The 25895-nt window shown below is 36.8% G+C and carries 17 protein-coding genes and 1 pseudogene; 7 read left to right on the top strand and 11 right to left on the bottom strand.

Annotated elements, in window-relative coordinates; all coding sequences use genetic code 11:
- The first annotated feature begins 40 nt into the window (after window positions 1–40).
- From ABVT42_RS04750 to ABVT42_RS04740, 3 genes are all read left to right on the top strand, one after another.
- Complete coding sequence (locus ABVT42_RS04750) at window positions 41–850, top strand: 2OG-Fe(II) oxygenase (RefSeq protein ID WP_353873894.1); 810 nt, start codon at window positions 41–43, stop codon at window positions 848–850.
- Between the two features lie 141 nt (window positions 851–991).
- Window positions 992–1837 carry a 2OG-Fe(II) oxygenase gene (locus ABVT42_RS04745; protein WP_353873895.1) on the top strand — a complete coding sequence of 282 codons (846 nt, stop codon included), beginning with the start codon at window positions 992–994 and terminating at the stop codon, window positions 1835–1837.
- Between the two features lie 399 nt (window positions 1838–2236).
- Window positions 2237–3865 (top strand): methyl-accepting chemotaxis protein, encoded by a 1629-nt coding sequence (locus ABVT42_RS04740; RefSeq protein ID WP_353873896.1) that lies wholly within the window; start codon window positions 2237–2239, stop codon window positions 3863–3865.
- A gap of 216 nt (window positions 3866–4081) precedes the next feature.
- On the opposite strand, the pseudogene ABVT42_RS04735 reads toward ABVT42_RS04740, so the two are convergent.
- Window positions 4082–4255: pseudogene (locus tag ABVT42_RS04735) on the bottom strand (PPC domain-containing protein); the annotation flags it as partial.
- A 185-nt stretch (window positions 4256–4440) separates the two neighbouring features.
- On the opposite strand from ABVT42_RS04735, the gene ABVT42_RS04730 reads away from it, so the two are divergent.
- Window positions 4441–5010 (top strand): hypothetical protein, encoded by a 570-nt coding sequence (locus ABVT42_RS04730; RefSeq protein WP_353873897.1) that lies wholly within the window; start codon window positions 4441–4443, stop codon window positions 5008–5010.
- On the opposite strand, the gene ABVT42_RS04725 is transcribed toward ABVT42_RS04730, so the two are convergent.
- The 4 genes from ABVT42_RS04725 to ABVT42_RS04710 form a co-directional block, all read right to left on the bottom strand.
- Window positions 4903–5412 carry a hypothetical protein gene (locus tag ABVT42_RS04725; RefSeq protein ID WP_353873898.1) on the bottom strand — a complete coding sequence of 170 codons (510 nt, stop codon included), beginning with the start codon at window positions 5410–5412 and terminating at the stop codon, window positions 4903–4905. The two genes, ABVT42_RS04730 and ABVT42_RS04725, sit on opposite strands and share 108 nt — an antisense overlap.
- Window positions 5413–5542: 130 nt before the next feature.
- A complete protein-coding gene (locus ABVT42_RS04720; RefSeq protein WP_353873899.1) occupies window positions 5543–6073 on the bottom strand; it encodes a hypothetical protein in 531 nt (176 codons plus the stop codon).
- A gap of 65 nt (window positions 6074–6138) precedes the next feature.
- On the bottom strand, window positions 6139–6465 hold the full coding sequence (locus tag ABVT42_RS04715) for a fibronectin type III domain-containing protein (RefSeq protein ID WP_353873900.1): 327 nt from the start codon (window positions 6463–6465) through the stop codon (window positions 6139–6141).
- Window positions 6466–6753: 288 nt separating this feature from the next.
- Window positions 6754–8982: a pre-peptidase C-terminal domain-containing protein gene (locus tag ABVT42_RS04710; RefSeq protein ID WP_353873901.1), complete on the bottom strand. Its 2229-nt coding sequence runs from the start codon at window positions 8980–8982 to the stop codon at window positions 6754–6756.
- 385 nt (window positions 8983–9367) lie between these two features.
- Between ABVT42_RS04710 and ABVT42_RS04705 the strand changes: the two genes are divergently transcribed.
- Window positions 9368–9844, top strand: coding sequence for a YybH family protein (locus tag ABVT42_RS04705; protein ID WP_353873902.1), 477 nt, complete (start codon window positions 9368–9370; stop codon window positions 9842–9844).
- A gap of 418 nt (window positions 9845–10262) precedes the next feature.
- On the top strand, window positions 10263–12275 hold the full coding sequence (locus tag ABVT42_RS04700) for an alpha/beta hydrolase family protein (protein ID WP_353873903.1): 2013 nt from the start codon (window positions 10263–10265) through the stop codon (window positions 12273–12275).
- Between the two features lie 197 nt (window positions 12276–12472).
- Here the strand turns inward: ABVT42_RS04700 and ABVT42_RS04695 are convergent, their stop codons facing one another.
- Window positions 12473–17401 (bottom strand): Ig-like domain-containing protein, encoded by a 4929-nt coding sequence (locus ABVT42_RS04695; protein WP_353873904.1) that lies wholly within the window; start codon window positions 17399–17401, stop codon window positions 12473–12475.
- An 822-nt stretch (window positions 17402–18223) separates the two neighbouring features.
- On the opposite strand from ABVT42_RS04695, the gene ABVT42_RS04690 reads away from it, so the two are divergent.
- The gene (locus ABVT42_RS04690; RefSeq protein ID WP_353873905.1) at window positions 18224–18994 is read left to right on the top strand and encodes a DNA/RNA non-specific endonuclease; all 771 of its coding nucleotides are present in this window, start codon (window positions 18224–18226) and stop codon (window positions 18992–18994) included.
- Between the two features lie 517 nt (window positions 18995–19511).
- Here ABVT42_RS04690 and ABVT42_RS04685 read toward each other — a convergent pair.
- The 5 genes from ABVT42_RS04685 to ABVT42_RS04665 all read right to left on the bottom strand — a co-directional run bounded on the left by ABVT42_RS04685 (window position 19512) and on the right by ABVT42_RS04665 (window position 25895).
- The gene (locus ABVT42_RS04685) at window positions 19512–20291 is read right to left on the bottom strand and encodes an amidohydrolase (protein ID WP_353873906.1); all 780 of its coding nucleotides are present in this window, start codon (window positions 20289–20291) and stop codon (window positions 19512–19514) included.
- Window positions 20279–21424: a methionine aminotransferase gene (locus ABVT42_RS04680; protein WP_353873907.1), complete on the bottom strand. Its 1146-nt coding sequence runs from the start codon at window positions 21422–21424 to the stop codon at window positions 20279–20281. The genes ABVT42_RS04685 and ABVT42_RS04680 overlap by 13 nt, the downstream gene beginning before the upstream one ends.
- A 53-nt stretch (window positions 21425–21477) precedes the next feature.
- Window positions 21478–22287, bottom strand: a complete 810-nt coding sequence (gene xthA, locus ABVT42_RS04675; RefSeq protein WP_353873908.1) for an exodeoxyribonuclease III — start codon at window positions 22285–22287, stop codon at window positions 21478–21480.
- A 159-nt stretch (window positions 22288–22446) separates the two neighbouring features.
- Entirely contained in the window at window positions 22447–24273 is a 1827-nt protein-coding gene (locus ABVT42_RS04670; RefSeq protein ID WP_353873909.1) for a M61 family metallopeptidase, read from the bottom strand.
- A gap of 326 nt (window positions 24274–24599) precedes the next feature.
- Window positions 24600–25895 carry an MFS transporter gene (locus ABVT42_RS04665; RefSeq protein WP_353873910.1) on the bottom strand — a complete coding sequence of 432 codons (1296 nt, stop codon included), beginning with the start codon at window positions 25893–25895 and terminating at the stop codon, window positions 24600–24602.

Raw genomic sequence — 25895 nt, 5'->3', positions numbered from 1 at the left:
TTTTATTTTTTCATGGATACAACATAAGAACAGCTAACCTATGACAACTACAAATCAACAATGGTCCAACGGTGTTTCGGTTGAGCAACAATATACCACTCAACAAACCACTAATCAGACACAAACACCGCAAAGTGGTCAATCACAATCTGTGCCATCTGCTAATTCTGCCCCCAATAATGGCAGCACAGCCAAAACGACCACCAACATTCTTTCAGCCATGCCTAACATGCAAAATGGTGGCGATAAAAATATTCCTATTTTGATGGCGCTGAATAATCCGCGTATTATTCAATTTGGTGAGCTACTTACTTCTCAAGAGTGTGATGAATTAATCGAATTATCGCAATCTCGATTAAAGCCCTCTACCGTGGTTAACCCAGTTAATGGCAATTATGATTATGACCCTACTCGCTCAAGCCAGGGCTGCTTTTTTAAGCGTGGAGAGTTTGAATTGATTCAACGCATTGAAAACCGAATCAGTCATTTATTAAATGTCCCTGTAACCCGTGGCGAGCCAATTTCTGTTTTAAACTATATGCCCGGTGAAGAGTATCAGCCGCATTGGGATTATTTCGATCCCAAAAACCCTGGTAATGCACGCAGCTTAAACCAAGGTGGTCAGCGCTATGCCACGCTTATTATGTATTTAAATGATGTTGAAGCTGGTGGTTCCACTATTTTTCCCAAAGTTGGCTTGAATGTGTTACCCAGAAAGGGACACGCGGTATTTTTTGCCTATGCCGATCATGCGGGTAATCTTGACGAATTATCCTTACATGGCGGAAGCCCAGTAGAAAAAGGTGAAAAGTGGATTGCTACCAAGTGGCTAAGGTTAAATGAATTTTAAAACTAGTGTGGCTGGCAATAGAATTTATCGAATGAGAGCTAACCTTTTATCAACATTTGAATGCAACCGATAAATTAATTATCGCAATTAAGCAAAATAACAAACTCAGCAATCGTTGCAAAAATTTTCAGGATATCGACAATGCGATTCGAAAACTTACATGATAATACCCAAAAATGGATTCGTGCAGCCGTTAATGAAGGCCACCCTGCCGAAGCAATTATTTATACACTGCATACCGATGGACATCCTCAAGACATTAATGAAGCCGTTTATCAGTATTTACAAGAAATCTACCCTAGAGAGCAGTCACCGCTGATTCCAGATCAACTTCGCTCCACCGAAAGCACCCGATTTGCTTATGATAAAGAAGTTCAGGTGTTACTGACACTTGACCAGCCCCACGTTATTTTATTTGGTGACTTTTTGTCGAGTGAAGAATGCGATCAGATAGTTGCCGACTCAAAACCCAAATTGCGCCCTTCAACGGTAATTAATGCGGTTTCAGGTTCCTATGATACGGATAATCAAATTAGAACCAGCTATGGTTCATCGTTTAAACGAAAAGAAAATGACTTGGTTAAACGCGTTGAAAAGCGAATCAGTGCGCTAACCGGCTGCCCAGAAAAACATGCGGAGCCTATACAAATATTAAATTATGCTCCGGGCGCCGAATACAAACCACATATGGATTATTTTGATCCAAAATTTTCAGGCAACGCCAACGTTTTGGCAATGGGTGGTCAGCGCTATGCCACACTCATTATGTATTTAAATGATGTTGATGTTGGTGGTTCAACAGTATTTCCTAAAATCGGCTTAGATATTCTACCGCGTAAGGGTTGTGCTTTATATTTTGCTTATGCCAATCAAAATGGCTGGCTCGATCACCGTACACTACACGGCGGCAGTCCGGTAATTTCTGGCGAAAAATGGATAGCAACTAAGTGGATGCGCTTTGATAAATACACCGGCCCATTAGCTTAAATTCTCATTAATATACTAATACAACAACTGATAACTAATTATTCATTATCCTATTCAACAAAGTCCATTACAATCATCTGTCAGTAAACACAAAACAGGCAGATGATTTAAATCTCAAATTAACGCTCATGGTAAAAGTATTTTTTATTACTTAACCATATTAATACCAATTTTTATATTCTTTTTAAAATAACAAGATAAACTAGTATGTCATCATAAATCAAACCATGAGTCGATTAAAAAAAATACTAAACCATTTAAATATCCAACCACTGCAATTAAAAACGCCCCTTCTATAAATCAAACTATGCCATTTTTTAATATCTAATTGACGAAAAGACATTCAACATCTATACCTAATATAAATATAACTTGATAATTTATTTTAGAGATTCTTCAATGCAATGGCAAAACATCAGTCTGAAATGGAAACTGTTTTTACCAATCACAGTCATTATTTTATTAGTTACTTTACTAACCATTCAACAACTTTACTCTACCCAAAATCTATCAAAAGATTTTTTTGGTGTCTATGAAAACTATATGCCATCACTTGACCTGGTATTAAATGCGGATCGAGATTTATATCAAGCCCAAATCGCAGAACGAACAATTGCCATGGGTAAAAGTACCAGCAAACTACTCAGCGATCACAGTGAAAATATTCAGCAAGTAAAAGACCGTCTAAATAAAACTGCCACTTATGACATCAAACCTGAGACAAAACAAAAAATTAAGCAAATTTTAAATGCTCTCAATAGCTGGGAAAAAAACTCTAAGCAAATGCTCAATGACTTAAGTAATAGCAAAATTAGTATCTCCCAAGCAACTCAATTGAGCACACAATCTTTAAATGCCGAATTTGAATCAATGCGTGATATTCTTGATAAAATTGGTGAAGATTTATCAAGTACATCGAGCACTTTGGCGAGCGCGGCCAAACAAACCAGCCAGTCAGCTATTACATCAATTATTATTTATTCAATGCTAACTTTAGTTTTTGCTATTGGCATAGCAGTTATCTTTCCGCGCATGATTTTAAACGCCTTTGACAATTTGCGAAAATCACTTTACGACTTGGCAAAAGGTAATGGTGATTTGACAAAACAGTTACCGGTTAATGGACAAGATGAAATTGGTGAAGTCAGCAAGACATTTAATCAATTTTTAAACTCACTACGCAATGTTATTCAAAGTATTGCTGAAACATCTAATCTGATTCAAAACTCTTCCTTAGATTTAAATGGTGTGGTTGAACAAAACAAATATACTCTCGATAACCAAGCTGAATCGATTTCACTCGTCGCAACAGCCGTTACTCAGCTAAGTACGACCATTGGTGAAGTTGCAAATAATGCACAGGAATTAGCGACAGAAGTGGGCAAAGCCGATAGTAAATCTACCGAAGCAAGCAGTATATTTTTACAGTTTATCAAAGAAATCACAGAGCTAGCTGCCAATGTGAATGATTCAGCAGAGGTAATACAGCGTCTAGAAAGTGAAGCCACCGGGATCGTTGTGGTACTAGATGTAATCAAAGGCATTGCCGAACAAACTAACCTGTTAGCCCTGAATGCTGCAATCGAAGCAGCCAGAGCAGGTGAACAAGGGAGAGGATTCGCCGTTGTCGCCGATGAAGTACGCTCACTTGCCAGTAAAACCCAAGAATCAACCCAACAAATTAATGAAATTATTGCTCGCTTACAAGTTGGCGTACAAGAAGCAGTTTCAATAATGAACACCAGTCAGAAAAAAGCCGACGTCACTCTTGAATCATCAAAGAATGCACAAGATAACTTACAACAAGTCACCAACCTGCTCTCATCAATCAATGATCGTATTTTACAAGTGGCAACAGCTGTCGAAGAGCAATCCTCAGTAGTTGACAATATCAATGAGAACGTAGAAAAAATAAATACCGATGCCAATCAAACCGTAGCGCAAGGCTTGACGGTAAAACGTTCGTGTAGCTCACTACTCGATGCTGCTGAACAATTGAAAGGTAATGTTAGTCGTTTTGTTATTTGAGTAAACTTCACTTGATACTAATAAAAAATGAAGAAAACTCATCCTATGTCCCCTAAAGTCACCTCGAACTGTTATGACTAATTGACATTTGGTAATTCTGCAATAAATTCATTTAAGCCAACATTATTTTAAATAAGTCTTAATAATTGATAAGCAAACTAACCATAAAGAAAGAACGCAATTAAGCGTTCTTTCTATGAATGAAAAATCCTTTTTTTATGGATTGGCCTTTACATTTAAAGTTACCCCAGAAGCGTCACGATATCCGCGAAGATCTATATACCAAGTACCTGATGCAGGCATGTTAAAGTTACAACTTTCAACATTACCATCTTTATAAGGACGACAATCATAACTTGAATTGTTTGGCTTCGACCCAAACTTCACATAAAGATCGGCATCTAATAAAAATACTTTTAAATATTTCTAATAAAGATCGACAATTTCACTCAAACAATGTCAACAAACAAGTAAGCCTGTTGAGAACTATGCTATTCAAGGGCAATTTAATTAGCTGGTTTCTTAATGACCTTGCTCTGTAAGTTGTCTAACACAATTATTTTCAAAGGAAATTTATGAAAACTAAAATAAATCATCTACTCAAGATACTCCCAATTATTACCGGTAGCTTATTGTTTTCTAGCAATAGCTTTGCTGGTGATGAAGCTGTAAATTGTCGAACAGAAACATTCGAAGTGCCCGTTTATGCGGGTTGGGCTTACTGTACTGCCTACTATGACAATAAATCCTATCCACTCAGTGAATATTTTTCGCGTTCGGAATCTGGGCATGAATATATTTCCGATTATATCCGCGATCAATATGGCACAATGCGAAATGTTGGTTGTTGGGCGAATGTTCCTTTTTCACACGTAGAAAGCATACCTGGAAGAATTTGTGACCATACACCCAAGGCAAGTATAACTATTTATCGTCATGAAGGTTCAACCAGCATCACCGTTTATGTTAATGGCACCGATCGTGATGGTCAAATTCAACTAAAAGAGTTATGGGTTAATGGCGTTAAAAAGTCATCTTCATCTTTTACCTCGCTCAGAAGCGCCGATACAAGCCTTTCCTATTCCCCAACCAGCAACAAACTCATCATTATGATCTTTAATAACTTGTGCTTTTATTTTAGGTAAATTTAAATGCCAGTCACCAAATGACAATGCATCTAATAAATAGCGATTGCCAGCATAGACTCGGCTGATTGCCATTGAAATCTTGGAGTTTCCGGGTAACATAACATCATGACTTTCAAAACTAACATGCCCCATAGAGAGATCGACATTTTCGCCTAACAATTGGGTTGTTTCTGAAGTAGGACCATCACAAATGTTTTGCAATGCTTTCAAATTTTGCGAAAAACTGTTGGCTAAAGTTGCAGTTATCGAAGTAGACATACTTGAGTTAACAGCAACTTGCGAATCGCCATCAACCTCCCCGCCTTGATTTATTAATTTTTCACTTGCTAATTTTTCAATTTGTAAAGTTTCGTTACCGTGATTAGTAGTTCGATCTTGTGCTGCAGATAAACTAACCATGCCACACAGACTTAAAAGCAAGAATATTTTTTCATTGATAGGGTCTTTTTTAAATAATTTGCTTGTTTATTCAACTTACCACAATGAGTGCATTGACCATGTTTTTTAGTAAAATAATTCATACCCGTTCCTATTGAATAACATTACCATCTTCGTCGGTTTTTAATATTGGAGAGCCGAGAATATCCGTATGAATGTATTTTTTTTTTGGCAACTTCACCGCACTTTGAGTAATTTGACTAAATGCGGAACATGGTTCAGTTTGATTGCATGCACGAATCTTAAACTCATAGTTGCCCGTCGATAATTCGGTTAATTCATGTACCGTCATCTCAGTTTTATTTTTAATCAATAGCCATTCGCCACCATTATAGCGTTGTTGTAAATCATAACTTGTTGCAAGTTCCACCACTTGCCAGCTAACCGAGAGGCGACCTATTGAACGATTAGAGATAACGGGGGCTTCAGGTACAGCTGGTACCGGTGAGTTAGTAATTTCAACTACTTGAATGTCACTATAAATTGAACACTCTAATGCGGCATTACAAGCACTAAGTCGAAAGGAATAACCCCCTGTCGCTAATTGTTCAAACTGATGCAAAAGTTCTGTGGTTGCATTTTTAATAATTACCCAAGCATCATCGTTAAATTTTTGTTGCAAGTGATAATGTGTCGCGTCCGATACTGCAGGCCAACTAACCAGAACATTATTTTCAGCAGTTACTTCTACATTAAGTACCGTTGGTTTTTCGGGAATGGGCCATTTAAAGTGACGAGAACTTGAATGGGTTCAGAAAAAGCAGAGCATTCTTGCAAACGGTTACAGGCTTTTACACGGAAATAATAACGACCAGATACTAACTGTGTTGAAAAATAAGCGGAGTTATTATCATTCGTGACATAATCAGTCAACTCACCATTAACCAATTGCATTTGTAAATTATAATACTCGGAATCTCCAACAGCAGACCGACTAATCGAAAGATTACCATCGGTGCTATCTGGTGCAGATAAATTGCTCGGTACATCAGGAACTGCAACTGGATCGCTCAAACTTGTATTCACCACAGTAGAATATTCAGAACACTCATTTAATCGATTACATGCTCTTTTATGTGACTTAGATCATATAATTTTGGGTAACACTCGCATTGCTTTATACCGAAGAGAAATTTTTTTAATATTATTGGCTTACTATTGCGCTTTTAGCCCCGATAAAAAACAACAAATTTAATTTTAAATTCGGCACTAGCATCTTGTGTAGTATGAGCTAAAAAATATCAAGAAAAAAAGAAGAAGAGACTCCTCTCTTCTTCTTATTCAAAAAACAAGCAATCAATATTACTGCGCTTTTGTTGCTTCTATTTTTAATGTGACATCTGAAGCAGCACTATAACCACGAACATCAATATACCAAGTATCAGCCTCTGGGTTAGTAAAGTTACAACTTTCTGAGTTACCACTTTTATAAGGACGACAGTCATAAGAAGTAAGTGTTGAAGCAGCACCTTTGCGGACATACAAATCAGCGTCCCCACTTCCACCGGAAATACTCACATTTAAACTTGTATAACCGGCTGATAAAACTTGAGTAAATCGAGCCCATTCTCCACTAGCAATTGAACTGATATTCTCGGTGCGATTAATCGGATCACCACCGGTTCCATTTTCGGTAAATTTACCAACCAAACTCACGCCAGAGAAATTACTATAGGCTTTTAATCGAATGTAATAAGTTCCGCCAGTTTCGGTGCCAGTACATGACTCATTATTACCACCTTTATAAGGACGGCAATCATAACTGGTATCTGTTGGTTTAGCGCCAAACTTAACATAGAGATCTGCATCACCACTCCCTCCACTAATATCAAATTGAATACCAGTGGCACCTGAAGGAACATCCATAGTGTAGTTGAGTTCTTCACCACTTGAAGCAGAAAGATTATTAACAGGAATACCATTTTTCAGCACACTGGGATCAGAACCATCACTAACGGTCAAATTTTTATTAACGGTATTTGTCGCACCTTCGTTATCGGTCACCGTTAGTGCAACATTATAACTGCCACTTAACGAGTAATTATGGGTTGGATTAGCAATAGACGATGTATTATTATCACCAAAATTCCAAGAGTAACTCACTACGCTACCATCAGGGTCGCTAGATTTATCGGTAAAAGTAGCAGTTAGTTGATTGGTCGTCACTGAAAAGTCAGCAACGGGCACTTTGTTACCACCGGTATTATCGCTTCCATCAGGAATACCATTTGGGAAAAAGCTGCTGACTTGTGGCCATATTTTAGAGATTAATGCGCCACGATTTAAATCAGATGTACACGAAGAGCCATTACCGAGATGATGTAATGCGACAACTTTATGAGAGCTGCGTGCTAAAACAGGTGAACCTGAACTTCCACCAATAGTATCACATTTATAACCTGCATCAGTATTATTGCCCATTCCATCAGTAACCGCTTGATCTATTCGGCAAACATTCCCCGAATTTTGATCACTTTCGATCGCCAACTCTTTTGGATTACCCGAACCATGTTGCGGAATATAAATTTCTTCTCCTACGGTTAATGCACGCGGGTCAAGTCCTAAATTCCCAAACGAAGATAAGCTTGAAAAATTATTTACCGTATATAATGTATAGTCGAGTATTGCATCGGTTTTTAACATGGATGCACCTGAAACTTTAACAATATTCGACTCATTGGTCGAACCGCCACAGCTAGTTCTTTGGTAATTGAACCATGACTCTGATCCCTTAATTTCCGAATCTGTTTTATTACAGTGATTATTTGTAAACATTCGGTTTTCATTACCAACTCGCCAAGCGGTACAAACACTTCCTGTTCCTGTAAAAAACTTAGCAACCGCTTTTGAGCGAGCAAACTCGGTTGGATGAGAGTTTTCATAACAGATTGCATCTTGTCGCTGGTTAGATCCACAAGTTGACTTAATAGAATGAAGAGCTTCATAAATCTTTTCTTCCGAGTAACCTTCGAGATAACTATCTACTACGACTCCATGCTGTGGCCTCCATACACTACCTGCTGGCACATGCAATCGAATGACCGCAGTATCCCCAAAAATAGAAATACTGGAAAAACTTTTTCTACCATCATCACCTGACTCAACGCTATAAGTCAGATCATCTTTTTCATTATTGGCGTAACGGTAACTTTCTGTTCCCGATCTGTTAGATACAGTAACATAAGCACCATCAGGTATTTCAAATTGACTAAAGTGGGGTTTAATTAATCCGGCGCCAGGCACTTGAATTTTTTGCGTGACAATCTTTGTACTGCCATCATTTAACGATGATATAAGGCTATTTTCTAAATTGAGAGTAACACTTATATTTTTACGCTCGGCAATTTTTGTCTGGCTAGACTGTTGCAACGATTCTTTCAACGTTAAAGCGTTTGAGTGGTTTAATAATTCAGACAGATTATTGCTACTTGCATTACTAGCACTAACTGATAAAGACAAGCCTACACACACCGACATTACGGTTTTTGCAACTTGCCTAGCTATGGGACAATGAGATTTAACTAAATGCATTTTTTATCTCCAGATTAATAATCTTGGTAAACACTGCTTATAGGTATAATTAACATAGTGATTGCTTTTCATCTCATAAAAACCTTTTGCGTAAATTTAAGAGATTAGAAAGTCAACCCAGATAATGTAGATGATTAGGATTTTGAATAATATGAAAAATAAACAATTGAGTTTTAGTACCACCGGTTAATTAATAGTTTTTTTTCGTTCTGTTAAGCAGGTCATATTCTACAATTTACTTGATGTAATTCGCTGTATTATTAGGTAAATCTTATAGAGAGTTTAGTTTCACTTGATCTTCACCTTAATTTATTGTTATTGAATAGTCTGAATATGCTATATATGACTTTTAATTTCATGAATAATGGAAAAGAGGAATAGTGAAATGATTAAGAATAAGCGAGTCAACAATCTGGTAATATGCTTTTTAGTCTTATTTAATTCTCCGAATATTAATGCTTCGCCTGAACGCTATTGCGATTTTGATTGCACACTAGATAGACATTTAAAAGCAATTCAACAAAAGGATTTTGAGTTATTCAGCTCAACACTTACACAAGGAGAGCGTCTTACTTTTATTTTACCTAATGGTAAGTTTTCTGAAGATATTCAGTCGTATAAAAAATTACTTAAAAACTGGTTTGCAACAGATGGTTGGACGTTTTCAACTAAAGTCATTGCTATTGAGAAAACCAAGGAAATGGTAAGTGCTTTACTATTAGTCAGTTATGATGAGCTAGAAAGAAATGGTAAACCATATCATCTCGATCACTATTTGAGTTTGGTATTTAAAAAGGAAAATGGACACTGGGGATTAGTGCATGATCAAAATACTAAGACATCGCTTAAAAAGTCGAATTAGTCAACCAGACATATCAGTTTTTTTAGATTCATTTAATTATTATTTGCTTAAAATTACGCTCTTATAAATAGCTTTGTAAGAGCTTCATTAGTTTGTATAAATAATACCTAATAATATTTTGCCTATCTTCTGGCTTTATAAACTGGTAAGAGATTAGTGTCTTGAGCTAAAACTGGTCTAACCTTTCGTTGCTAAAAGTTCTATTCTAAAGTAAAGATTATCCTCTTATACCGCACTATTACTTAATCTAACGATCTATTTTCATGCTTGTATTTACCCTAAGACAAAATTAAAAACTTGAATTTAAATAAATTTTTAAGATAATAGCGCTGTTATTATCGAATCAATTTTCGCTGATTAATAACTGGATAACTGGATAACTGGATTTTAAGTCGTTTTATATGGAGAGCATAGCAAGATGCTAGTATTAAATACCATTTCAAATAAATTTTTATTGGGATTAACATTATTAATTTCATTTTCTTTAAATGCCAATACAGATTCAACCAAGCAACCGATACCGCACACGATAGAAGATTTCGCTCAATTACCTGGCGCAAGAAATGCGCAGATTTCTCCAGACGGAAAGCATTTTGCACTAGTTTTCCGTAGTGAAGGCGAAGAAAAGTTAGCAATATTTCAAACTGATGATAATACTCTGAAGAGTGTATTTTATGTGAGAGGAATAAGACGGAGTGTTGGTGATGTTAACTGGGTAACTAATGAAAGGCTTGTTTATGGGGTTAATGAAAACTATGCATGGGATAGATCTTTAAGGGATACAGGTGAATTAATTGCCGTCAATGTTGATGGTTCTTTTCATAAAATGATTTTTGGTTATAAATCAGGTCAACAGCAATTGGGTAGTAATTTAAAGCGAAAGCAAGCAGATTATGGACATCATGAAATTATTGATTTATTAGAAGGTGATGATAAGCATATATTAATTATTTTTTACCCATGGAAATTATCTGGGAATGTTTGGCGAACAAATATTGACATTACACCTGCAGTATACAAATTGAACATTTATTCTGGGAAAAGAAGATTTGTGACTCGGCTTAACGTCCCGCTAGCAACTGCTATTACTGATACTAAAGGTAAAGTTAGATTTGCGGTTGGTGAAGATAAAGAAGGAGATGAAGTCGTCTCTTACCGGGAAAAAGAAGAAGATGAATGGCAAAACTTTAAGATTCCTGGATTTAAAGGTAAGTATCTTGAGCCATTGAGTTTTACAAAGGATAATAAAGGTGTTTATGTCTCGGCAAGAATTAACAATGGTACTCGAGCTTTATTTGAAGTAAATCTTAAAGATCGTTCATTTAGTCAATTGTTTCATGATCCGCAGGTTGATCCTACAATTTTTATTAAAGACTACTCTAAACGAAGAGTTGTAGCTGTTGGTACCGAATTGGCATTACCTGATTATCATTACCTAGATAAAAAAGATCCAAAAGCAAAGTTACATGCAGGATTATTAGAAGCATTTCCAGGCTATGATGTAGTAATAACCAGTTCTACAAAAGATGGAAAAAACAGCATTATATTTGTTTACTCAGATAAAAACTCTGGAGATTACTATCTATTTAACTCTGCAACCTATGAAGCTAAACATTTAATGTCCAAACATGCTTGGCTTGATCCCAAGTTAATGGCTTCAATGAAAGCAATTACCATTCAAACGAGGGATAAAAAAGAAATTAGTGCCTATTTGACTGCGGCAAATCATCAACAAAAGCAATTACCTCTGATTGTAATGCCTCATGGTGGTCCTCACGGTGTACGAGATTACTGGGGTTATGATTGGGAAGTTCAGCTACTCGCTTCTAAAGGTTACGCTGTCCTTCAGGTTAATTATCGAGGGAGTGGCGGATTTGGTTATGCATTTGAGCAATCTGGTTATGGAAAATGGGGAACACTTATGCAAGATGATGTTACCGATGCAACTTTAGCCATGATAGAACAAGGAATTGCAGATAAAAATAAGATTTGCATTTATGGTGCAAGTTACGGTGGCTATGCCGCTTTGATGGGAGCTGTACGTGAACCAGATTTATATAAATGCACTATCGGCTCAGTAGGAGTGTATGATTTACCCATGATGTTTGAAGAGGGAGATATTGCTGATAGTAGAAGTGGGTTAAATTATTTGAAAAAGGTTCTTGGTACCAACGTTGATGATCAAAAAGCTCGTTCACCTGTTTATAATGTTGACAAGATAAAAGCAAATATTCTGCTAATTCATGGAAAACAAGATGAACGAGTTCCAATTGAACAAGCAGAAGCATTAATGGATGCTTTAGATGATATCGATAAAAAGTATGAATGGCTCAAGTTGGTTAATGAAGGTCATGGATATTACGATGTAAAAAGTCGTATTAAAGTTTATCGTAAAATTATTGATTTTCTAGATAGAAATATCGGTAGTTAAACAAACGATAAAATGATGATTTTTTGGCAGATAAAATCAAGTGCATTGTAGTAAAAAATTATCTGCACTTGATTGGTATACAGAAACAAAGTTGCTTTTAATTTGAAAGCACTTAAACCGTTAAACTAACAAAAATAACACAAAGCTGATCTATTCAAATCAAAAATAGATCAGCGCTTAAGTGACTTAGCCAATAATTATTGTGGCAGAGATTGTGGAATCACATAATAGATTTTATCCTTCAACCAAGCAGCTCCACCAAAAATATACATCCCAGAATATTGAGAATAACGCCACTCAATTTTATGAATCCCCTCTGAAAGCGGAATATTGTAATATTGCTCCATGCCTGAATCTATCGTTAATTGAAGCTCACCATCTACAAACACCTCGAGTTGATTACAACAATAATTCCAAATCATCCAGTTATCCACTTTTGCTGAAAACTGTAAATATCCGTCAGGCACATTCAAGGTGGTTTTTATGGCGCTATACTCATCACCGTAAGCCCCACCCGAACGAATTGAATAGTCATTCTGTGAACTTTCATTCAAATCAATCTTCCAATTAGTACTTTTCTTTTTATCTTGATACACAATTGGTGAAAGCTTAGGTCCCTCATAAGGGTCAACCTCAACAAGTGCTATTTCATAGAAACCTGGTGTATGCATAAGATGCTCTGGAACCGAGTCAATACTATTTGCATCTGACTGGGCCCAAATTTCTTCATGGTAATCACTGAATCCATCACCGTCGCTATCAAATAAGTTGGGTAACGATTCAAATATATTAATTTCATCCCAATCAGGCAACCCATCAAAATCAGAGTCGGTTAAGTAAGGACTGGAGAGATAAAAGTTAACTTCATCAGCATCATTAATACCGTCGCTATCAGTATCTTGCGCAACAGGCGATGATAGCGCATTAAATTCTGCTAAATTAATTAACCCATCGTTATCAAAATCTTCAGATGCATCCGCTGCATTTTGATCATCTAATGAGTAAAGCCACTCCCACCAGCCAATCATGCCATCATTGTCCTTATCTTCAAAATTAATATTGGTAATTTTCACATCACCATTAATATTTTTAAGAAGAACCAAACCATTTTCATATTTAATCAAGTTAATAACTTGCCCATCAAAAGTATTTGAGCCAATTGATGAGTAACTTTCGGTTTCCCAAAAACTTATACTAAAAGTAGACTGATGATTTTGTACGGTAACTAATAGTGAGTTTATCCATTGGGAATGATCAATAGAAGTCCCCAAGTTACTAATTTTAGTAAACCGACCAGTTTCAACAACTTCTCCATCAGCTAGCAAAATAAAATTACCATCGCTGGAAATTGAGATAGGTGGCACATAATCAAAATATCGATAATCCATTATGCTAACAGAATGACTAATCATTTCTGATGAAAAATCTACTTCTTGAAAATTAAAATTAAGATATGCCCCAGAAGCATCTTTAAAATAATATATTCTAGAATAGTTTTCATCATATAAGTAGTAATCACCTGTATCAAGTAAGCCGCTATCACTCCGACCAAAATATTGGCCCGATTCAGTATACGTACCAACATGAATCTCATCGCCATAACCAAAATCATAATATTCCTTGATAGCAAGAATTTCACCTATAGAGAGCAAACTAACAATATCATATTCAATTTCTAAAAAGCTTTGCTCAACGAGGTCTTCAGCAACATTGATATAATGCACCTCACCAGAACGATAGCCAAGGTACAATCGATTATGCGCTGTTGAATACGATATTGATAATGGAAACTCTTTAGTCGTATTTTTCACAATACCAACCGACAAAGGTTTGATATAAGTGGCCTCAGAAATCGACCATCGATAAATCAGTCGATTCTCTTTGCTTAACAAATAAATAATTTCACCATCACTTGTTACTTCATCAGGTATAAAATCAGGAATCGCCTCTTCATAATCACAAACACCATTTCTGTCATGTTCTGTTGAATAACAAGCGGGGTCATCAGGGAATATGTCTAGGATTAATCCTGTTGTACTCGTACTTTCATCATGCCCTTCGTTCCAACTATCGGGATAACCATCATTGTCATCATCAAGTGAGGCTGCGGGGTCAAATGGAAATGCATCTAAAGTTATGTCGCTATACTGACCTTCGTTATAACCATCATTCCATCGATCGGGATACCCATCACCATCACTATCAATTGAGGCAGATGGTTCTAGCATAAATGCATCGTGTGTGTTAACGACGCCATCCCCATCGAAATCATTATTTGGTAAGTAATCAATAAAATTAACTTCTCTATTTTCATAACTAACGATAACTAACTTATCTACATCGCCAAATACACCTTCCAAACTACCTGTAAAAGCTTTCTCTTCTAATGAATAATCAATAAAAGGTAAATAACGATTTATATTATTAAAACTAGAATTCTGAACACTAATAAATGTCCCATCGGCAAGCCACTTTGAGAATTCATGCCTGTAATAATAAGACTCATTTACTTGGGTTAAATCTTTTTCAGTATAAACATATCCACTTGCATCTAAAATATATTGACCATTAAACGAAACGGATAATGGATAGCTCAATGCGTTTGCTCCAGCTATCTCATTCGATAAAATAGCGCCTGTGCTTTGATCAATTGTTTCAACGGTAAAACCGGAATAAAATGGCTCAAACCTATAAAAATAAACTTTAGAATTTACTTCACTCCATTCGTGTCCCCAAATAATTTTACCTACATTTTTACTATCAACTAATGCGCCAGACTTATCAAAAGTATGGTGCCAATCAGTTTCGTCAACTCTACTTTGAACCAGTAAGTAATTGCCCGCAGCAACAAGATCGATAACGTCTTCGGTGGAAACACTGGCTAAATATTTTTCTGTCAAATTTCCTAGTAAATCAATATAGGTAATTGTTCCTGTTTCATATCCAAGATATAGACGATTATGTGCAGCAGAGTAGACCATCGTTGCCGGTGATATGTTGTGAAGCTCTCCCGGCAATCCAACAAATATAGGATTAGTATAAAAACTTTCATCTATCAACCAACGGTGGACTGTTGAGCGGGAAGTGTCGAGCAAATAAATTGTCTTGTCATCACTCACGGTCTTAACTGGATTGTAATAATATTCAATATACCCACAAGAAAGACCATCACCATGCTCTCTCAAATAACAAGGCGAATCAGGATAAACATCCAACACTAACCCAGTTGTACTTGATGATTGGTCATAACCCTCATTCCAACTTTCAGGATAACCGTCATTATCACTATCAACGGAAGCTGCAGCATCTAAAGGAAATTGATCTAGCATTAACCCTGTTGTAGTTGTATTTTGATCATGTCCTTCGTTCCATTCATCTGGATAACCATCACCATCACTATCTTTTGAAGCAGCAGCATCCAACGGAAATGCATCATCAATATCATTCACACCATCCGCATCTGAATCCGTATTTCGTGTACAACCCGTTTGAGGGCTAACCGCTTCTCCTATCGGAGTCCCTGGACACAAATCATCTTCATTCAGCACGCCATCATTGTCATCATCTAGCACTTCAGGCTCAACTACATTTAGGTGAAATAATTGAGTACTTAATTTCCCCAAGCCATCATCAACCATAACCGCTACACGGTGTGTTCCAAGTTGTGAAGCATCAGCAACCCAACTCACTAATCCACTATGACTATCAATTAACATATTTTGTGGCGAGCTAATCAACTGATAACTCAATGGACTTGAATCATCAACGACAACCATTGAATATTGGTATTCACTATCGATAGTTGCTTCTAATGCCGGTTTACTGATGATGTGTGGCGCTTCATTTAATACACTCTTTAACTCAACCGTTGCCGTGTTAGAAATAAAGCTACCCGCACTCACGACAAAGGTAAAACTATCGTTGCCATTAAAATCAGGTCCTGGTGTGTAGGTATAAACAGGCCCGTAACCAGACAAGCTCCCGTATTGAGGGGATTGTTGAATATGATATGTCAGATAATTGCCCTGACTATCTAATGCTCTAACACGAATAGAAGTCGCTGACTGCGCATCAACCTGATAAACCGAATCATAACTACTAGGCGGTTCACTGCTGGCAACATTCAGTGTTAGGTAATAAGACTGTAACGCGGTTAACCCAGTACTGTCGCTGACTAAAACAACCACCGCTTCAGTTTGTAAATCACTGTTTGATGGCGTCCAGCGAATTAATCCACTGACGGAATCAATCATCATATTAGCTGGTGATTTTAATAATTCGTAAGTCAGATAATCGTTAATATCGAAGTCTTGCACCTCAACCTGATACTCATAGTCCATACCCACATAAGCATAATCAATCGGTTCACTGACTATTACCGGTGCCTGTGGTAAATCATTGACCATTAAATTGAATGTTTGGCTATCACTGCCATTTTGGCTGTCTAATACCACCACCGTTACCGAGTGCTCTCCAGCATCAACCCCTGTTGGCATCCACTCAATTAACCCACTGTTTTCGTTAATCGTCATGCCTTCTGGCGCACTGGTTAATTGAAAACTTAAACTGTCATTGTCCTCATCAGTTGCGACAACTTGATATTGATAATACTCACTTTCATTCACCGATAAAGAAGGCGTGCTGGTGATTTGTGGCGCATGATTGGATGAAGCAGAATCCCCCACCAATAAGGTTACTGTTGCTCGATTCGAAAACTGATTTCCGGCACTCACCACATACTCAAATGAGTCAATGCCTAGGAATCCTGCCGCAGGTGTATACTGATAAACCGGTCCATAACCACTAAGGCTGCCATTAGCGGGGGACGCAACGAGATGATAAGTCAGATAATCCCCATCAGCATCTGATGCAGTTACCCGAATCGCCGTTTGTGTTGACAATTCAATCTGGTGAGTCGAGTCACTAGCTACAGGCGGTGTATCTGCCGCAAGCCGGCTCAGCCAACTGTATTCATCAACCATCATGACTTCTGAAGATTGATTGGTAACAGTTGCAGAAGTTAAGCGTGAATTTGGTTTGGTTTTACTCGAATGAGTATTATTTGCTTGAACCGACAAGTTCATAAAAGCAGCCAGAGTGGTTCCGATTAACAGTGAAAGTTTCATAGCGCTCTCCAATGTAGCTATTGTTCCATATTTACTGGTCATTACTAATCGACACCTTTTACAGGTAAGTCTTCATTGACCCGTTAAAATGACAGCTCGAACTTATTTTGTTTTATGACAGAAATTACGTAAATTCTTAATTAATTCATCAATCCTTGAAGTAGAGGTGTGTTAGAGATGAATAATGTTGATTTTATGTGTTTAGCTTTTTATGAATATAACCTTTTACAGTTATAGATTTTATTGAAAAAATATTTCAAGTTAAACCAACTGGTTAAGTTTTGCAGCTTAAATGATACTGACCTATTTTCTTTAAATTGATTTATTAAATTCAATCGGTATATTAAGGTCAACCAGCTTAAAACCTAAGCAAACTAAAAGAACATCGACAATGATATTAGATAGCCTGCCTCATTTTGCGATAATTCTACCTCTCCTCCTCTGTATATTCAACTACTATTTAGTTCTGTTTTTATGGCATTAATCCTTTTTTATCGCTTATCAATTTATTGATTTATTTATAATTCAAATAAATATTTTCAACTTAAAAAACTTAAACAATCATACATTTCACCAGCTTGACCATCAGGATGACTCATCTAACAATATTTTGGTAATTGCTTCAAAATCAATCGCAACTATCAGATTAATTTGACGAGCAAATTAAGTTTTAAATAATTATATAAGCCTTTATTTTTTATCATTTTGCGCTATGCATCTCATATCAAAACTTATCTAACCGATTAAACATTTTTGTCATACGAACAATCTAATCTTTTCAATATCCCATCGCCCGACACTTAATAATCAGAAGAATTTTTTGTGAAAAAATATTTTAGTTTTATTTTTGCTTTAGGAATAATTTTATTCAGTCAATCTTCTTTTGCTGGAAATTGTGTTTATGGATGTCCTTCAGGTAAATCAGGTCAAATAATTAATCGACCAATTTATACACTGCAAAATAATGCGACAACCAAGTTTGCGGATTGGACTGCTTATCAGGTAACTCAAGTAACTATCGATGGTCCTAGTCGTTCACGAACGTGGAGATCAGATCCAAGTATTAGCGCAAGTAAAACACTTGAACCAGCAGACTATAACGATGCACATGCTGGAATTAATACTGATAGAGGCCATCAAGTTCCCTTAGCTTCATTTAGCAACACCGCCTATTGGTCACAAACTAATTACTTGTCAAACATTACGCCACAATCATCCAATTTAAATCAAGGTGCTTGGGTAGATTTAGAAGTAGCGGTTAGAGATTTGGCCAGAACAGGTCAAGATGTTTATGTGGTTACCGGTCCTCTTTATGAATGGTATTTTAACGAATTGCCACGTGCAGATGAATATCATCGTATCCCTTCGGGATATTTTAAAGTTGTAATCACCGTTAATAATGGTTGGGTTGAAGCCTCAGCTTTTATTATGGAACAAAACTTAAGTCGATATGCAAACTTCTGCTCTAGAGAAGTCACTGTTGATGAAGTTGAACAGCGAGCAGAGCTGAACATCATGCCTTCACTCCCTGGATATAAAGAGTCAGCGGTTGAAGGCAGAACAGGTGGATTAACTTCGAGTCTTGGATGCTAATTATTTAAGTCATCAATAATAATTACAGATCGATAATTATTAATTTTTACTAATAATGCCGAAACTTAACCAGTTGATGTGTTACAGTATTTTTCTTATAAAGAGTTTTTTCTAAAATAAGATAAATAAGGTTAAGTTTCGGAATCATTGAGATAAAGATTACTTATTCGTTATTCTTATTATTTGAATCCGCCACATTAAAATGTGTGTGACATTTTTTTGAAACCGACTGCTCATTAAAATAGGACGGTAATTGATGGGTAAGTATATAAGTAAAAACCAGTAAAATAAAAACAGCCAGCAACATTACTTCCCTTTCTTTTGAATTCATCAAACACTCCGTTGATCGTTGTAGAAAGTTTTACTTAAATATTTTCAACCTGTTTAATTAATATTTGTTGATATGGTGCTATCTGAACGAACTCGCTTGTATTAATCAAGTTCGCAGAATTAATTAATATGCAGCAGCTAAATTGTATAACGATAGTAATTGATTAAAAAGTCTTATTATTTACAATTATATTTTTATCTCAAAGTCGTCGGCATCTTTTAGCATAGGATAACTTTGGCGAAAAGCTTTGAGTTCGTCAATATCAATAGTCATTTGAATAATCTGTTGCTGATTATCCTCTGCTGAAACAATAGCTCGGCCTAAAAAGTCATAAATTGCCGTACCTCCAGAATGGTCAACATTTTTTCCGTCTAAACCAACTCGGTTAACACCAACAACAAAAACTTGATTTTCCATTGCTCTAGCTTTCAATAAAGTATCCCATGCATCGCGCCGCATAATAGGCCAATTTGCTACGTTAACCATTACATCATAATCTTGTCGGTTTCGTGACCATACAGGGAAACGCAGGTCATAACAAACTTGAGGCAAAATGCGGATTTGGTTAATTTCAAAAACTTCTCTGCTTGTACCCGGATTAACATATTGTTCTTCATGTCCTAAGCGAAATAAATGCCGCTTGTCATAGAAATAAGTCTCTCCATTTGGGTATATCCAGTAAAAACGATTGCGTTTTCGTCCCGCATCTTCAACAAAAACACTGCCCGCTATGACAGCATTATGTTTAATTGATTGCTGCTGCATCCACTCATATACCATACCACTTTGTTGTGGCTCTTGAATTGCTTCATCATCCATTCCAAAGCCAGTAGAAAATGTTTCTGGCAATACAATTAAATCTGCCGACTTGATAGAGTCTAATCTTTCTGCAAGATTAGCGAGATTTTTAGCTTTATCTAGCCATTGAATATTAGTTTGAACCGCAGCTATAGTTAAAGTTGACATAATTTCTCCGCAGCATTTAGCAGTGTATTCTCATTTTTAGCAAAACATAAGCGTACAATTTTATCTGATGTTTGATTTTCATAAAAAGGACTTAAAGGTATCGCAGCTACGCCTTTTTCTTTTGTTAACCAATGACAAAAATCTCGGTCTGACTTTTGTGAAATTTCACTGTAATCAACCAACAAAAAATAGGTCCCTTGTGAATTAAGCAATTTAAATCGAGAGTCTTGCAGTGCGTTTACCAAGCAATCTCGCTTGCTTTGATAAAACCCGGCAAGTTCAGTAATATGTGACGGTTCTTGCTGCAACATTTTGGCGATACCAAGCTGAGCAGGCGTAAAGCTGGCAAAAGTCACATACTGGTGTATTTTTCTAAACTCATCGGTTAATTCCGGTGGCGCAGTACAATAACCAAGCTTCCATCCTGTACAATGAAAAGTTTTACCAAAACTAGATACCACCAAAGAACGTTCGAATAATTTTGGAAAACGTAATACGCTCTCATGCTGCCTTCCATCAAAAGTGATAAACTCATAAACTTCATCACTAATTAAATATAAATCATTTTCCCAAACCAGTTTTTCAACTGTTTGCATATCTTGCTCAGTTAACAGTGTACCTGTTGGGTTATGTGGACTGTTAATAATTATTGCCTTGGTTTTATTGGTAATTACCTCTTCAACCTGTTGCCAGTCAATTTTATAATCCGGTGCTAACATCGGAATGTGAATACAACGCCCACCAGCTAACGCAACTGCCGGTTCATAAGAATCATACGCAGGATCAAAAACAATAACTTCATCTCCTGAAGTCACTAAGGTTTGAATGGCACACCACAAGGCTTCAGTTGCGCCAGAGGTGATTGTTACTGATTGTCCGGGATTAAGTGGCATGGCATATTGCCTATGAATAAGTTGTTCTACCTGAGCTAACAGCTCTGGCGTACCAATAGAAGGTGCATATTGATTTTTACCACTTGCAATAAATTCATTAACTGTCGATTTTAAAAGTTCGGGTGTATCAAATTCAGGAAAGCCTTGCGATAGATTGATCGCACCATGCTGATTGGCCAGCATCGACATTTCGGTAAATATACTGACTGCAACATTATTAAGTTTACTATGAAATGACATATTTGTTTCTCATCAGTTAATTGGTGTTCATTGAGTTTGACGGTGTCAGATTTTTAGAGTTTAAACTCAGCCCATACCGGCGCATGATCACTGGGTTTGTCCATCGCACGAATATCATAATCGATCCCCACATCAACACACAGTTCATAAAGTGCCTTGGTCGCCAAAATCAGATCTATTCTTAAACCACGCTTAGGCTCATCAGAAAACCCTTTACTGCGATAATCAAACCAGCTAAAGCGATCATTAACGGTTGCGTTAAATTTTCGAAAAGTATCATAAAAGCCTTTATCCATAATTTGATTTAACCATTCACGCTCTTCTGGTAAAAAACTACATTTTCCTGTTTTTAACCAGCGCTTGGCATTCTTTTCACCAATACCAATATCTAAATCAGTATGCGATATATTCATATCGCCCAAAATAATCCAAGGAGATTGTAATTGTTCTTGGGTGAGGTATTGATTAAGGTCTTGATAAAACTTTTCTTTTGCTGGAAATTTCAAAGGATGCTCGCGACTTTCACCTTGTGGGAAATAACCATTAAATACAAAAATATTTTCTTTTGAGGTTTGATGTTCACTAATTATAACCCGTTTTTGAGTTTCTGGCGTGTCACCGGGAAATCCCTTTATTGCCGAAACAATAGGATTTTTACTCAGTGTAGCCACCCCATAGTGACCTTTCTGACCATGATAAACCACATGGTAACCAATCGACTCAATAAGCTCATGGGGAAATTCAGTATCATCAACTTTTGTTTCTTGCAAACAAATTATATCTGGAGAATGATTATCTACAATAGCTTGAAGCTGATGGGGTCTGGCACGTAGACTATTAATATTGAAGCTAATAATTTTCATTAATATCTCTATTCTTTTTTTAATTTGATTAATCTTTTTAAATTTATTGACTATTGATTAACAGCTAAATATTCTCAATAAATTGTGCATAATATGACATACTAAGTCACATTTATTGTAAAAAATAAACTGACAAAAACTACTCTTTTTAATTCAGCATTAATTTTCACTCATCTTATCGTGGCCATTTAGCCAGTTATTCAGCAAGGTGTTTTCAGCTTCCGCCAAAGGACTTAAATAGCAGACGCTTTTATAGGCAGCTGTTAGCTCACAGGCAGCATGATGTAATCGCTCTCGACGAAAATAGCTAATCATAACGGTTTCTCCCAACGGAATTCGCGCAATCGTTTTGTCTAATTCCGCCGCACTGATTTTAATATTATCGAGAGCAATAATTAGATCGCCATTTGATAAACCAGCCTGCATTGCGCAGGAATCCTCAAGCACAACATTGACTTTAACACCAGCTGGGTCGTCTGTATATAATACGCCCAAATGAGCAACGGTATTTCTTTCTTTTGGCTGCTCAACATATCCTCCTTTTTCATTATGTAAATATGGCTCAATTAACTGACAATTAATTCCCACCTGACTCAATAACGCCGTTAATGGAATATCATCGGTTGAATAAACCAATTGCTGAATGATTTCTTGGCATGATTGCCCACTAATCTGCTCAACAATTTGCTCAACATCTTGCAATGTAATGCCTATATTGGTCTTACCAAACTTAATCCAAATTTGGCGCATAACATCATCAAGAGATCGTTGGTTTACTGTTAAACTCCGAATTTCAAAATCAAGCGCTAAAGCAACCAACGAGCCTTTGGTGTAATAGCTGACAATACCGTTAAGCGCATTTTCATCTTGCTTATAAAATTTTGTCCAAGCATCAAAACTAGATGCCGCTACAGATTGCTTAAACCGCCCTTGCCCTTTGTGTACTCGAGTAATAGTTTGAGCCAACATATCCAAGTACTGTTCAGGCTTGAGTACCTTTGCACGTGCGAGTAAAAGTTCATCATAATATGAAGTGACACCCTCAAAAAACCATAATAATTCCGTATGTACTTCTCGATTGAGTTCCAATGGAATAAACTCTTTCGGTTTAATCCGTTTCACATTCCAGCAATGAAAATATTCATGACAGCACAAGGTTAAAAATGTTCGATATCCCTCATCCATTTGATTAGGATTATCTCCTAATAATGGCAGATCGGCATGGCTACAATGTAAAGCTGTTGACGAGAGATGTTCCAACCCACCAAATCCATTTTTCAACACAAAAGTCATAAAGATGTACTGCTCGAAAGGCGGTTTTTCATCACCAAAGAATTTGACTTCGGTTTCACATATGGCTTTTACATCATTTGCTATTCGCTTCCAATCAACTCTGGCTGGCGCTTCGGTAAAAAACATTTTATGCGGCACACCAAAAACATCAAAAGAGATTTGTTGTAAGTCACCTATTTCAAATGGATAATCAATTAATGCCTGATAATTTTCACTTGTATATTCGCCAAAACCCTGGGTGTTAATGTTGACCGCAGGCATTGCTGTCGCAACTTGCCAAGCATTTTTAATCGCCAAAGGAGACGCATTTAAATGTACATGATGTGGCAACTCATCCAGATCAGTCACCTTTAAGAACAAACTGGTACCATTAAAAAAAGCATGCTGATTGTCCAGGTGAGCACTTCTCACAGATAAATCCCAAGCATACACTTGATAAATAATTGTCAGCGCTTTAACCGAATCGGTTATTCGCCAGCAGGCTTTTCCGATTTTTTCGAGTATTACAGGTTGTTGTTCCTCAAAAGCAGTAATTGTCACGATATTTTTTGCAAAATCGCGGATCATATAGCTGCCGGGGATCCAGTCAGGTAGAGAAAAGGTTTGTCCTTTTTTCAAAGGTTGTGCGATTTTGAGTTTAACTTCAAATAAATGCGCATTTGCGTTTTTAAAATCGACGAAATATTCTATCATTATTTCTCTCTATTTTTTCCTGAGTTAGGCTGTAGTGATTTAGATTGTAGTGATTTAGATTGTAGTGATTTAGATTATAGCGATTTAAACTGTGATAACTTACGACTGCTAGCCGAGTTTGCAGCCTTGGCTAAATATAAATCGGATTAAATAACCAGACTGCAAATTAGCACGCTATTTGCTAATCAATATCAAATCACTCAATAAAATTCGTATCTATATTTTTACGTCTATAATTTATTTTTAAATCTATATATTTGTATCTACATTTAAGATACAGGTAAACAAAACTTACTTCGCTTTTGATTATTTATCATTCAAAGAGTTTATTCTTTTGAACGGTTATGTTGATAGTTAAATACAACAAACAATATGGCACCGGTCAAAGTAATACTTAAAGGTAAAAACAAGGCATACCGCCCCATTTGGAGTTCATTGACTTCTAGCCATTGATAAAATCCAATTCCGACCAATGGCGCAAAAAGTCCTCTAACGCCAGTTAAAGTCACATGAATAGCCATATATTGCATTGATTTTGTTTGACTGACAAAATCATTATGCCCTAAATTCCAACCAATAACCGCACCCGACATAGCAATACCATAGCAGCAGGCTCCAACAAAATAAAGAAAACTCAGTCCACTTAACTGTGCAGCTAAAAACAAAGCGATAGATGAGACAAACCCCCAACTATGAATTGCCCTAAAATGAAAAATATGGTTGTTATCAAGTAATCTAGCCCACCAACCAACAGCGATTGGAATAAGTGAAAGTGGAATTGCTGTGGTAATTAATATTTGGCTACTTTTACTTAAGTCGGTATATTCATTAAGGTAAACAATTAGCGGTGCCATAAACATTAAATTACCGGTGCCTAGGGTAAACATAGCCAATAAATATTTTGCAAAAGGTTTATTTTCAGCCAGCAGACGAAAAATACTGGCAACCGATAGTCCACTGGCCGTTGATTTTTCGCGCTCAATTTGCTTTAAACTACCGCGCATCACCAAATAACGATAACGGAAAGCCCCCACCATCGACAGCACCGATAAACTCAAATAAAGCCACTTAAACGCTTCAAATTGCCAGTCGAGTACTTGGCCAATAGCTATTGCGACAATGGCCATGAGCAAGGAGGTCAAAGTCGCCAGTTTAGCAGTCACTTTGCCACGAATATAACGCGGATAGTTAGCCCGCCAAATATCAGAACGTATTGTTAATATGCCAGACCAGCAAATTCGCGCGATAATATAAAACATCAATAGCGCAAAAAGTCCCGATTCATCAAAAGTAGTCTGGCTAATCCCAAGCCCACATACACAGCAGACTAGTGCCAAGTTAGACACCAATCGAGTCCGGCTGCGACCATGACTTAACTTGACCCACACAAAACTAATCAAGTTAGAATAAAATGGCGCACCAGTACTGACCGCCACCGCTAAATTTAACAACCAGCTCTCGACCCGTCCCTCGAATCCATTTTTAATTAATACACCAATGACACCACCTTCAAGTAGCGCAAGCATTAAAGCCAGACTAGTCCAGGAAAATAATTCGCGACGTATACGCTGCTCAAGTGTTTGTCTTTGGGTTGTAGAAATAGCAGGGATTATTCTGGACAT

Origin of the sequence: Aliikangiella maris, from assembly GCF_040719265.1 — a bacterium.
Lineage (GTDB): Bacteria > Pseudomonadota > Gammaproteobacteria > Enterobacterales > Kangiellaceae > Aliikangiella > Aliikangiella maris.
Note: the sequence above shows the minus strand (reverse complement) of the source record. Positions and strands in the feature narration are given on the sequence as shown.

What these genes read in the sequence shown, in the direction of transcription:
- ABVT42_RS04750 (WP_353873894.1), top strand. Translation starts at nt 41, where the DNA reads ATGACAACTACAAATCAACAATGGTCCAACGGTGTTTCGGTTGAGCAA.
- ABVT42_RS04745 (WP_353873895.1), top strand. Translation starts at nt 992, where the DNA reads ATGCGATTCGAAAACTTACATGATAATACCCAAAAATGGATTCGTGCA.
- ABVT42_RS04740 (WP_353873896.1), top strand. Translation starts at nt 2,237, where the DNA reads ATGCAATGGCAAAACATCAGTCTGAAATGGAAACTGTTTTTACCAATC.
- ABVT42_RS04730 (WP_353873897.1), top strand. Translation starts at nt 4,441, where the DNA reads ATGAAAACTAAAATAAATCATCTACTCAAGATACTCCCAATTATTACC.
- ABVT42_RS04725 (WP_353873898.1), bottom strand. Translation starts at nt 5,412, where the DNA reads ATGGTTAGTTTATCTGCAGCACAAGATCGAACTACTAATCACGGTAAC.
- ABVT42_RS04710 (WP_353873901.1), bottom strand. Translation starts at nt 8,982, where the DNA reads ATGCATTTAGTTAAATCTCATTGTCCCATAGCTAGGCAAGTTGCAAAA.
- ABVT42_RS04705 (WP_353873902.1), top strand. Translation starts at nt 9,368, where the DNA reads ATGATTAAGAATAAGCGAGTCAACAATCTGGTAATATGCTTTTTAGTC.
- ABVT42_RS04700 (WP_353873903.1), top strand. Translation starts at nt 10,263, where the DNA reads ATGCTAGTATTAAATACCATTTCAAATAAATTTTTATTGGGATTAACA.
- ABVT42_RS04695 (WP_353873904.1), bottom strand. Translation starts at nt 17,401, where the DNA reads ATGAAACTTTCACTGTTAATCGGAACCACTCTGGCTGCTTTTATGAAC.
- ABVT42_RS04685 (WP_353873906.1), bottom strand. Translation starts at nt 20,291, where the DNA reads ATGTCAACTTTAACTATAGCTGCGGTTCAAACTAATATTCAATGGCTA.
- ABVT42_RS04680 (WP_353873907.1), bottom strand. Translation starts at nt 21,424, where the DNA reads ATGTCATTTCATAGTAAACTTAATAATGTTGCAGTCAGTATATTTACC.
- xthA (WP_353873908.1), bottom strand. Translation starts at nt 22,287, where the DNA reads ATGAAAATTATTAGCTTCAATATTAATAGTCTACGTGCCAGACCCCAT.
- ABVT42_RS04670 (WP_353873909.1), bottom strand. Translation starts at nt 24,273, where the DNA reads ATGATAGAATATTTCGTCGATTTTAAAAACGCAAATGCGCATTTATTT.
- ABVT42_RS04665 (WP_353873910.1), bottom strand. Translation starts at nt 25,895, where the DNA reads ATGTCCAGAATAATCCCTGCTATTTCTACAACCCAAAGACAAACACTT.